A 10,985-nucleotide genomic window follows, 5' to 3' on the forward strand; every position below is an offset into this window, starting at 1 on the left:
TTGTATCATAGTTTTTATACAATTTTTTTACCGTATGATGATTTTGCGTAATTGCATGGCGGTGGTTTTGGCGTTTTGGGTCAGTCGTTTGGCAAGACTTGGCTTGGCAGTATGGGTTTGATTGTACAAATACTCAATAACTTGCTCAGGCGTGGCAAGCCCCATTCCATGTGGCAAATGGTACATGGGGTAAGCAATAAGCGTGCTATAAATCAGCTCATGCAGGGTTAAGGTAGACAAATTGGGGCGAGTGCGTCTGTTTAAAGCATTGATTTTGGGGGTGTTATCAGGTTCAACCACATCATCGGTTAGCCCAAAACCTGCATAAAACGGCAAGCCATAACACACCACCTTTTTACCACGCAGTAGAGCCTCAAACCCTGTCAAAGAACTGATGGTATGCACCACATCACACACATCTAGGCAGTCGGGCATGGCGACATCGTGAGCAACCATGTCCGCCAGATGATGATTATTCGCCTTGCCGACCCGTAGCCCTGCTTCCACATCAGGGTGCGGTTTGTAGATAATCACATCATCAGGGAAATCAGCTCGCACTCTCGCCAACAGCTCGCTGTTTTTTTTAATCACGCTCGTACACGTCTGTACGGACGCATCGTCTTCGACTTGCCCAACCACCAGGCGAATGGGACGGTTTGATTTTAAGGTGTTAATCCCACGGACAAAATCATGGTTTTTGGTGGGGACGTTGTATTTACTCACTCGTTTGGTTAAAAGCAGTTCGTGCAAGCCTTTGGCACGCTGTATTTCATCATCACTTAGACAAATACTATTTAAAATCTGCTCCAAACGGCTCGGGGCGGTCGCATCAAAATAAACCCCCACATCGTCCATAACCACCGACAACGGAGCGATGAGCGTTGCCCCCAAGCCATTTGAGCGGATAAAACCGTCTTCCATGCACCAAATGGTGGGGTTTGTCATGCCACGTTTGGCGAGTTTATCTTTTAACAGGTGTTTGGATTTTTGCCCCCACACGACATAATTGGTAGTGTTAGATAAAGCGTTAAATATTTTGCTATCGGCACGTTTGGCACGTTTTTCATTGATACCATATGGCAAAAAAAACCACCATTTGGTTTTGGGTTTGACGGTCAAATTTACCTTATCAAACCCCAAAAACCCCCGCACAAATGGCACTTTCCAGCGACTAAAATCATAAACAAGGAGTTCACGACCAAGCCGATTTTGCCAATCACGGTTGGTGATGAGATAATCCATGACCGTCTCAATGTCGCACGCCTCTCCTGTGGCAGGATTGGCATAATGGCTATATCGCACATAACTGGCATAAAACAGCTGACTAAGGCTTGTCTGTGTGATATTTAGCATTTGATAATGGCGGATAAGGTTTTGATAAATGGGTTTATTTTTGACAAAATCATCATCGGTCAAGCCAAAGCCTACGTACCAGTTTACGCCAAAATTATGCACGCACTTGCCCAGCATTAACGCCTCAAAACCCATGTGCGAGCTGACCGTATAGACCGCTTGGGCTTGACGGATAAGGGCAATGGGATTGCAGGGTGTATCTAGATAGAACGGCGGGGCGATGTCGGTCGGGACAAAATAACCCTTGCCGGCAGGGTGTGCTTTTATCCAGATATTGGCATCAGGATAACGCTCTTTGGCGTGGGCGAGCATGGCAAAAAAACTGTCCGCAGTCGCCCCTGCTCCTGTGATGGACGCGTCATTTGCCACTTGGTCGATGATGATGACGTGGGGCTTGTCGTTATTTGCTAGTACCGATAAATCAGGGGCGGTGGTGGTTTGGTTATATTTGGATAATTGGTGCGTGATGATTTTGCTGATTAACTGCTGTGCGTGTCGCTCTTTATCATCACTCCACTGTGCCACACTATCGGCGATGAGTGCTTGTAAGCGGTTGGGGGTGATTAGGTCAAAATACACGCCCAAGTCGTCTTTGATAAAACTCGCCCCCACGCTGTGTATGCCACTGCCGAGCGAGCGTAAAAAACCGTCTTCTACTGTGATGAGCGGTAAGTTGTGCATTTTGGCAAAAGCGGTCGCCTTGCTACGGCTTGGTTTTTGTCCCCATGCGATGACGGCTTGGACGGTTTTGTCTTGATAAACAATATCCGCCCCAAGTGCCACGCCAAGCAAGGGATTATTTTTGATAATCCCTTTGGTGGCACAAGCATAACGCACCATCAGAGCTTGACAATCACACCTGTCGCCACAGCAAGCTGATAGATGACCTGTGCAATCCCACGAGCAATCTCAACACGGCGAGTTTTGACTTTGGGCAGAACCATAATCTCATCACCCTGCTGTATGCGATAGGCGGTATTGACCACGCTGGTTTCACCATTTTGGTGCATGACCAAAATCTCATCGCTGTTGGCATTATTATCAAATCCACCTGATTTGGCAATGTAGTCACCTACCGTCAAGTCAGCATTAAAAGTTAATGCACCTTGATGGCGTACTTGACCATTTACCATAATGACAGACGTTTGGGCAGGGATATGAATGATGTCACCTTGTTCTAAAATGATGTCCTGCCATGAGTTTGGCACCACCACCACACGCCCTGTCGGCTCAATGTGACGAGCCTTGGCAATGAACTGTCCCACCAATTTGGCATCTTCTGAGCGTAGCTGAGCCTCTTCTCGGGTGGTGGACTGCGTAACCAGTGTCATCTCTTCTAGGCGGTCTAAGGCTCGGTTGATGGATGCTTTTTGGCTTGCTTTGACCGAATCACGGTAGATGGTCAAATGATTGACATTGGCAAGAGCAGACGGTTCAAGCTGGGCAATGACGTCTTTTAATCTTGCCCCATAGGGCAATACCACCGCCCCATTACCCTCATGGGCACCTGTTACTTGCACCGCTATCGTACCAGCATGGCGGTCAGATGTTACCACCAATGTATCGCCATTTTGGACAGGGATATTTTGTGCTTCACCCAAAGCATAATACTCTGCCGTTTTGGCTTTTCCTGACGCCCTTGTGATGCTCACGTTGGTTGCATCTGCCAATGGGTTGGCAACAGCAAGCACATCCGAGATGGTCAAATCATTGACCCCAAATTCAAAGACGTATTCATTTTGTACCCGACCTGAGATGGCAAAGGTCTGTTTTTGGGGAGCGACATTAATCACGTCCCCATCTCTAAACGAAAATGGCGACAAGCGACCCATGATAAGAAAATCATATAGGTTAATTTGTTGGACGACTTGACCACCACGCAAAATCTGCACGTCAATATAACTGCCACGCTTAGGATCGACACCGCCTGCACGGTCTAGGTAAGATAAAACGCTGTCTGCTGCCAGTCCACCATAATAACCTGGTTGATTGACAAAGCCTGTTACAAATACCTTAACGGGCTGAGCCTGCTCCAATGACGCATACACGCCCACATTAGAGCGGTAAATGCGTGCGATTGCCGACTGTACCACGTTTTGTAATTGTCCGTTTTGAATGCCCGCCACACGCACCGGCCCCACATTTGGCAAAAAGATATTACCCTGCGGGTCAACGGTCATCGTGGCGGCATACTGATACGCTCCCCACATTCGCACCTGTACGTTGTCGCCAACATTGATGACATAGCTGTCATTAAAGGTAGAGCCTGATGTGGTGGCAAACGCCCCACGAAAGAGCTGTTCGCCAAAAATCCGTACGTCTGTTTTGACATGTTGAATGGCAGGGGTGTTATTGATGATGGCATGGGTTGGCATACTTGCCATCGCCACGGCTTCGGCGGTGGTTGCCTCTGATGGCACGTCTCCGCTACCATTTATCACGCCTGCCAATCTGCCTGTGTTGCTGTCTGTGGCAAAGTTGGTATTGGCAAAGGCAGTGCCACTTAGTATCAAAGCAATGGCTAAGGGGGTTTTTATTAGCAAATGTTTCATTGTCTTATTTTCCATTATTTGGCGTGATCTTTGATGACCGCCATCACCAATACGATAAAACCATACAAGATAAGCAGTAACACAAGCGACGTTCCTAACACATAGCCCACACGAGGGTATAAGGCATCCTCTGCCCGATGTGGGGATGTGATGACCACCAAGTTTTTCATCTTACGCATGACCTCCACCCGAGAACTCTCCAAGGACGTCAAGGCGATTTTATAAAGCTCATTGGCAAACTCCGCCTCTGCTTTTAAGGTCTCAAACTCTAAGGCTTGGGCGTTTAGTTTGGCATCTCGTGGCGATGTAAGTTTAGCTTGTTCTTCTTTAATTTGCTTTTCCACCGAACGTATCTGACTACGCAAACTCACCACCTGTGGTGCCTCTGGATTAAGGTAGCTAAGCAACTGGCGTTCTTCGGTGCGTAGTGAGCTTAACTGCCCTTGTAAGGTGCCGATGACTTGATTGACCATTTGGGCGTTGAGCTGGGGGTCAAAGATTTCATTTTGGTTTTGGTAGTCAATAACCGCCTTTTTGGCATCATTTAACTTTTGCTCGGCATCAGCAGCTTGGGTGGCGACAAAGGCAAGCTGTTCGTTTGCCACATCTTTTGAGATGTTATTGACAAATTTTTCAGATTCACGCAAGATGGCTTGGTTTAATCGCAAAGCATATTCTGGCTCAAAGCCTTCTGTTGTTACCGTGAGTACATAACTTAACTCATCAAGCGACACCGAGACCCGCTTTTTAAAATATTTATGCAACTCTTCTTGGGTGGCATCGGTGGAAATTTCATTAATAAAGTCCGCCCCATTGACATGATACGCCTCACGAAACTTAAATTCTGCATCCAGTTTATCTATCATGTCATTAGACAGAATATATTTGGTCAAATATAGGGCGTCTTCACGGTTGGTGTTATTAACCCCAAGCAATGATGAGATACCCGTGGCAGACACGCCCTGCTCGGAGACTTGCTTGATGACCACATCCGATGCGCTGACGTAGCGTGGGTGAGCCAATACAAGTGTATAAGCACTGATGGCAAGCCACGGCAAAACCACCACCCATATAAATAGGGTAGCAACTGGGCGATTACGCTTATTTTTTAGCTTTATGAACATATTCGTTATACACCTCAATGGCTTCTTTGGGGTCAGCAAAAACTTTGGCGGTTTGATCCATCAGTACAATACCAATATCACAGTTTTTCTCAATCTCTTTTAGATTATGCGACACCATCAAAAATCCCGCCTGCTCACGGCGAGCTTCTAATATCTCTTCACTGCGTTTACGAAACGCTGCATCACCGACCGCACTGACTTCATCTAACATATAATAATCAAAATCAAAAGCAAGCGACAGCCCAAAAGTCAGTCGTGAACGCATGCCTGATGAGTAACTTTTGACTGGCATGTCAAAGTACTTACCAATGTCGGCAAACTCTTCAACAAAACGAATCTTCTCATCAATATAATCACCACTCGAATACAGACGGCACACAAAACGCACGTTTTGTCTGCCTGTCAGACTGCCCTGAAAGCCCCCTGCCACGCCCACCGGCCAGCTAATGGTGCTGTCAGTAACCACTTCGCCTTTATCAGGGGTATCTAGCCCACAGATAATCCGTAGCAAGGTTGATTTGCCCGCCCCGTTTCGCCCAAGCAGTCCCACCGACTGCTTATCGGCAATGGTCAAATTCAAATCCTTAAAAAGATAATGCCGACCGTGTGGGGTCATAAAGGATTTGGTAATGTTTTTAATCTCAATCATGTCTTATCATCATTTGGCACGAATCAAATCACGCTCAAAGGCTTTATATAACAGCAGTCCCAAAAAATTCACACACACTGTCCATTTGGCAAAATACCACATGTCCACATGATAAATCGGATAGGTGGGCGACAGCGAGTGTCTTATCATCTCTAAGTTATGAATAAAGGGGTTGTACATCAGATAACTCAAATACGGCTCAGGCACCATATGCACCGAATAAATTACCCCTGACGCAAAGTATAATACCGTAAAAATAATGCTAATAATCTTACTTAGCTCACCGCCGTAATGCCCCACAATCATGAGTATCATGGCAAGCCCAAAGGCAAACAAGAACATCATCAGCCAACAAAACAGCACCATGTCCAAATGTGCCACACTAAACCCAATGCCAAAAAAAGCAAGCCCACACAACAAGATGACAAAGGTCATAAAATAAATCACCAGCTCCAAAAACGAGCGAGCGATAATCACATCAATATGCCGTACCGCCCGATACATGAGCAATCCAGCGTTAGCAGACACCGCTCCTAGTGAGCGAGTGGCGATTTTTTGCATCATAAAAAATGGCGTAAACCCTGCCACCAAAAACAGCATATAATCCATGCCAGGCAAGGCACGTTTCATGATAGTCCCAAAGATAATCATCATAATCGCCATTTGCAAAATGACTTCTAAGGGAGCCCACAAATAACCCAAACGATAACTGCCAAAACGGGTCTGCAACTCACGCATGAGCAGGGCATGAAACGCCGCACCCATGACGGCCAGTCCACTGCGTTTTTTTATCGGTCGGTATGGGGGTAGCTCAATGGACATGACAGGTGCCAAAATTAGACAAATTTAAAAGAGATAAAAATTTTTGGCATTGTAGCACAAACGATTAAAAATTACCAAAAAACTGTTTATTTTGCCAAATTGGTCAAAAAAGCCCAAAAAAGACGTGATAAACACGTCTTTTATGCTTATTTTAGCTAAGATGAATGAGCTTGGATAAATTGGTTTAGGCAAATGAATTTTGGACAAATTGCAATTTGCTCCTACACCTTATCATCAGCAATCTGTTTATTAGGCTTAACAATCATTCTTGCCACGACAAGCCCCAATTCAAACAAAATACACATGGGTATGGCAAGCATGAGCATACTTGCCCCGTCAGGCGGTGTGATGATTGCCGAGACAAAAAAACAGCCCACAATGATATATCGGCGTTTGTCGGCAAGCTGTTCAGGCGTTACGATACGCATGAGCACGAGTAGCATGGTCGCCACAGGTATCTCAAACATGAGACCGAACACCAAAAACAGCTTGATGACAAAATCCAAATAACTCTCAATGTCAGTCATCGGCAGGACGTTGTCAGGAGCGAACAGGACGAGAAATTTTAGGGCAGGCACCAGCACCACAAAATACGCAAACGCCATGCCCACATAAAACAGCACAATGGCGGACAGTAACAGTGGCACAACTGCCCGTTTTTCGTGCTTATATAGGGCAGGCGAGACAAAACCCCAAATCTGGGCGATGATAAACGGCACACAGATAAATAACGCCACAAAAAACGCCAATTTTATCGGGGCTAAAAAGCCAGAAGCCACTTGGGTTGCGATGATACTGGCGTTATGGGGCAGTAGAGCGACAAGCGGACTTGAAATCAAGTCATACAAGGGGCGACTAAAATACATGAGCGGTAAAAACACGACAAGCACCGCCACCGCCATGCGAATAAAACGGGTTCTTAGCTCGGCAAAATGTGCCATGAGTGGCATATCGCCGTCCGTGCTGTGTTTGTCTAAATCACTCACACGCCCCCCTGATATAAGAGTTTGTCGGCTTTATAATTGGGTAAAAACGGGGCGGGGGGCAGACGGCGTTTTTTGTCATAATCGCCCAATAAAAAAAAGCGATAAGTTAAAGGTAAGGTGTCGTATCGGGGGGTATTTGCTTGGGGGTTTATGCTTTTTGTGTCGGTGTTTTGAGCATCTTGCTTGGTGTCTTGAATTTCTTGCCAATTATCCAAAATCGCACTTTGATTGGTGCGTGCCATTTGGTCGGTTTGGCGGATTTTGGCTTGTAACTCCTGCATTTGGGCTTTCATCTTGGCTTCGGACGCACGAATCTCATCAATCTCCGCTTTTAGGGCGTTTTGTACTTCGGTGAGTTCAAGCTCGCTCACCAGCTCACTTTGTAGGCGTGCCGACATACGGCGAAAATTACCGTACCATTTGCCAAGCGTGCGTGCGGTGATGATGAGTTTTTCAGGGCCCAAGATGATGAGTGCGATGACCCCAAACAGCCCAAGCTCAAATAAGCCCAGATTAAACATAGCCTATCAGACCGTCTCGTCTTTTTTGACCTTAATCTCTTCTACTTTAACGTCTTGGGTGTCATCGGCTTGGGTGAGTTTGGGCTTGTCGTCTTCTTTGACCGCATCTTTAAAGCCCTTAACGGCAGAACCTAAGTCTTTGCCTGCGTTTTTAAGTTTACTCGTGCCAAACACGATGACCACCACCACCAATAAAATCAGCCAATGTGTGATAGAAAATCCGCCCATGATATTACCCTTTTAAATTTAAAAAATTAGTCTAACATAAAATTTTGACAAAATGATGAAATCAGCCCTTTGGCGTGCGTGCATTTTTCTCATCAATACCCGACAAACCAAATCGTCTTGCCAGCTCGGTCAAGACATCATCGCCCGATAGCCCCAACTGGTGTAACGCCACAAGGCTATGAAACCACATATCCGCCACTTCATAGACCACGTCCGCTTTGGCATGTTCGTCATTGTCGCCTGTGGCACGCACAAGCTGTAATTCTTTGGCGGAGATAATCGCTTCGGTCGTCTCTTCGCCCACTTTTTCTAGGATTTTATTCAGCCCTTTGTGGTATAGGCTTGACACATAAGAGCTGTCTTTGTCGGCAGTTTTTCGCTCATCTAAGATGCGGTCAAGCTCGCCAATGACTTTGCTATTATCTAGCTTAATCAGCGTATGCGGTGCGTCCACTTTTACCGCATCACCATAAATCTCACTAGGGTCTTTAATGACCTTATCCACCGCCACCCAATCAAGGCTCGCCACGTCCAATTTTTCAAAAAAACAGCTCGTCCGCCCCGTGTGGCACGCAACCCCCCCAATCTGCGTGATGATAAGCACAATCACATCTCTATCGCAATCGGTGCGAATCTCATGAACGATTTGAGTGTGTCCGCTACTCTCGCCCTTGTGCCAAATCTTGCCACGAGAGCGACTAAAATACACCGCCGTGCCTGTCTCTACCGTCAGGCGTAAACTTTCGGCATTTTGCCATGCCATCATCAAAATTTGCCCCGTGGCGTGGTCTTGGGCGATGGCGGGAATCAGCCCATCGGCGTTAAATGTTAAATCATCAAGCCAGCTCATCATCATCTCCTATTTTGGGATATTTTATCACAAAATAGGAGATGATGGTTAATCCGTCTTATCGTGCGATGATGATTTCAAATTTTTAATCACAAACACCACCGCCACTAGCACGCACGACACCGACAGGGCAAAATACAAAGTTTCAAGCGTTGCCCCATATTCCACCGCTTGCTCCAAAAACATCACGGTCAAAATCAGCACCGCCACTTGCATGAGTATACTTTTTAAATCATGAAAATCGTGAATGTGTAGCACCTTTAAAAAACGAGAATCCACCATTTCTTTTTTGCAAATAAAAAATTGGTACAAGGCAATACTGGTAATTTGAAACACCAAGGCAATCAGCCCAATATCAAGCACCTTTAAGAGCGTTACCGCCAACTGTTTGCCTGATTTGGCGGTATCAGGCACCGCCATCACAAAGGATAGGTACAGATGAAACAAAATGTTGAGCGACATGATATAGAGTATGACAGATGATAAAAATGAAGTAAAAACAATCACATACACCAAAAATCGGCTATTTTGAAATAAAGAATTTATCATCTCTCCCCCTGTGTTGGTAGCCCTTGCCTTATCAATCTTGAAAACTCATCGCTGTCCATATCAGTTTTTATCAAATGCCCCACATACGGATTGGCGTGTGCCATCGCTCGCCATTCATCAGCCGTATAACGAGTATCAATCGCCTTTTCATCAAGCAAATATTCGGGCAACAAGCCTGCCAATAACGCCCGATAGTCAATCGGTATCGGCTCAATTTGTGCCATCATATCAAAAATGAGCGTGCTACAATTACTAATTAAGGTGTTATACCAACGGGCTTCGTGGTTGAGACTCTCGCCTTTTTGTAAATAAAGCAAAAACAGCTCACGCACGCTTTCTTTTGATAAATCAACAGGATAAATGTACACATCTTCGCCACGCACGTTGGTGCGACTGTATATCAAATCCTTCTCATCGCCCACCACAAGCCCAAGCTCAAACTGGCGAAAAAATCCCCCAATCGCCGAAAAACTCTCATGTGACTCTTTACGAATTTCAATAGAAAAGCTGAGTTTCTCGCCATTTTTAAAGCCAAAACTTGCCATGGTGTGTACGATTTTATCCAAGCCCCAATCTGAAATAATCAGCTCAAAAGTTTCTAGCTCTTGCAGGTTATACTGGCGAGTTTCCCAATTTATCTCATAATTGTCTTTATCATACCAACGAAAATTTCGCACATTGTGCAGGGTAACGATATCGCCTTGCTTTTCGTATTGAATGATTTTGGCGACTTCATCATGCCAAATGCGGTCATTTTTTGCGTCCATGCCAAAATACCACCCAAGCCCCACACCAAAGCAGACAAGATACACCGCCAAATCCGTCCGCCGTCTAAAAATCGCCCGAGTGATAAAAAAGCCCGTTAAACTCATTGCCAAACACGCCCAAAACACCATAAAAACTTGCGTACCCAGCTCGCCAAAGGGCTTATGCACCCATAACGCCATCAGTAGCCAAAAACTGCCACCCCAACAAAGAGCGTAAAGGCAATGGAGATGAGCCACACAAAAGCACGGGTTACAAAAAAGCGGGTGATAAACCGCTGAACGGCAGGGGGCAGAGCCTTGATAAGGGCGTTTTTGGGGAGTTGGTCGGTCATGATTTTGGCGGATAAAAGGGCTATTATAAAGCAAATGCAGGGCAATACACTAGAATTAGCGATAAAAAAATACATTTTTCCAAAACACAAACCAACCGCAAATGAATTTTATGGCTAACACCATAAAAACCAAATTAAAATTCAAAAAAAAATTTTTCTTTCCAAAATTCTATCTCTAGCAACATTTTAGCACTTTCGCCCAATGCAAAATAATAAAGAGCAAAAAATAAAAAAAATGTCATCGCCAATGTC

12 protein-coding genes are annotated in these 10,985 nt (G+C 45.5%); all 12 read right to left on the reverse strand.

Annotated elements, in window-relative coordinates; translation table 11 throughout:
* Positions 1–27 precede the first annotated feature (27 nt).
* The 12 genes from IM753_RS09455 to IM753_RS09510 all read right to left on the reverse strand — a co-directional run bounded on the left by IM753_RS09455 (position 28) and on the right by IM753_RS09510 (position 10,733).
* Positions 28–2,190 carry a capsular polysaccharide biosynthesis protein gene (locus IM753_RS09455; protein WP_370582841.1) on the reverse strand — a complete coding sequence of 721 codons (2,163 nt, stop codon included), beginning with the start codon at positions 2,188–2,190 and terminating at the stop codon, positions 28–30.
* Positions 2,191–2,192: 2 nt separating this feature from the next.
* A complete protein-coding gene (locus IM753_RS09460; protein ID WP_227713126.1) occupies positions 2,193–3,905 on the reverse strand; it encodes a polysaccharide biosynthesis/export family protein in 1,713 nt (570 codons plus the stop codon).
* A gap of 14 nt (positions 3,906–3,919) precedes the next feature.
* Complete coding sequence (locus tag IM753_RS09465; RefSeq protein WP_194109177.1) at positions 3,920–5,029, reverse strand: capsule biosynthesis protein; 1,110 nt, start codon at positions 5,027–5,029, stop codon at positions 3,920–3,922.
* Positions 5,007–5,678 (reverse strand): ABC transporter ATP-binding protein, encoded by a 672-nt coding sequence (locus IM753_RS09470; RefSeq protein ID WP_194109178.1) that lies wholly within the window; start codon positions 5,676–5,678, stop codon positions 5,007–5,009. Before IM753_RS09470 ends, IM753_RS09465 begins: the two co-directional genes overlap by 23 nt.
* A gap of 9 nt (positions 5,679–5,687) precedes the next feature.
* Complete coding sequence (locus IM753_RS09475; RefSeq protein ID WP_065255202.1) at positions 5,688–6,500, reverse strand: ABC transporter permease; 813 nt, start codon at positions 6,498–6,500, stop codon at positions 5,688–5,690.
* A 221-nt stretch (positions 6,501–6,721) separates the two neighbouring features.
* A complete protein-coding gene (gene tatC / locus IM753_RS09480) occupies positions 6,722–7,450 on the reverse strand; it encodes a twin-arginine translocase subunit TatC (RefSeq protein WP_065255216.1) in 729 nt (242 codons plus the stop codon).
* 32 nt (positions 7,451–7,482) lie between these two features.
* A complete protein-coding gene (locus IM753_RS09485; RefSeq protein WP_194109179.1) occupies positions 7,483–8,007 on the reverse strand; it encodes a twin-arginine translocase TatA/TatE family subunit in 525 nt (174 codons plus the stop codon).
* Between the two features lie 6 nt (positions 8,008–8,013).
* Positions 8,014–8,235 carry a Sec-independent protein translocase subunit TatA gene (gene tatA, locus IM753_RS09490; RefSeq protein ID WP_065255200.1) on the reverse strand — a complete coding sequence of 74 codons (222 nt, stop codon included), beginning with the start codon at positions 8,233–8,235 and terminating at the stop codon, positions 8,014–8,016.
* A 61-nt stretch (positions 8,236–8,296) separates the two neighbouring features.
* Complete coding sequence (gene hisIE, locus IM753_RS09495) at positions 8,297–9,085, reverse strand: bifunctional phosphoribosyl-AMP cyclohydrolase/phosphoribosyl-ATP diphosphatase HisIE (RefSeq protein ID WP_370582549.1); 789 nt, start codon at positions 9,083–9,085, stop codon at positions 8,297–8,299.
* 48 nt (positions 9,086–9,133) lie between these two features.
* The gene (locus IM753_RS09500) at positions 9,134–9,634 is read right to left on the reverse strand and encodes a YqhA family protein (protein WP_194109180.1); all 501 of its coding nucleotides are present in this window, start codon (positions 9,632–9,634) and stop codon (positions 9,134–9,136) included.
* On the reverse strand, positions 9,631–10,581 hold the full coding sequence (locus tag IM753_RS09505; RefSeq protein ID WP_083108194.1) for a DUF4105 domain-containing protein: 951 nt from the start codon (positions 10,579–10,581) through the stop codon (positions 9,631–9,633). The genes IM753_RS09500 and IM753_RS09505 overlap by 4 nt, the downstream gene beginning before the upstream one ends.
* Positions 10,581–10,733 (reverse strand): hypothetical protein, encoded by a 153-nt coding sequence (locus IM753_RS09510; RefSeq protein ID WP_194109181.1) that lies wholly within the window; start codon positions 10,731–10,733, stop codon positions 10,581–10,583. The genes IM753_RS09505 and IM753_RS09510 overlap by 1 nt, the downstream gene beginning before the upstream one ends.
* Positions 10,734–10,985 lie beyond the last annotated feature (252 nt).

It is taken from the genome of Moraxella sp. K127, from assembly GCF_015223095.1.
Classification (GTDB): Bacteria; Pseudomonadota; Gammaproteobacteria; order Pseudomonadales; family Moraxellaceae; genus Moraxella.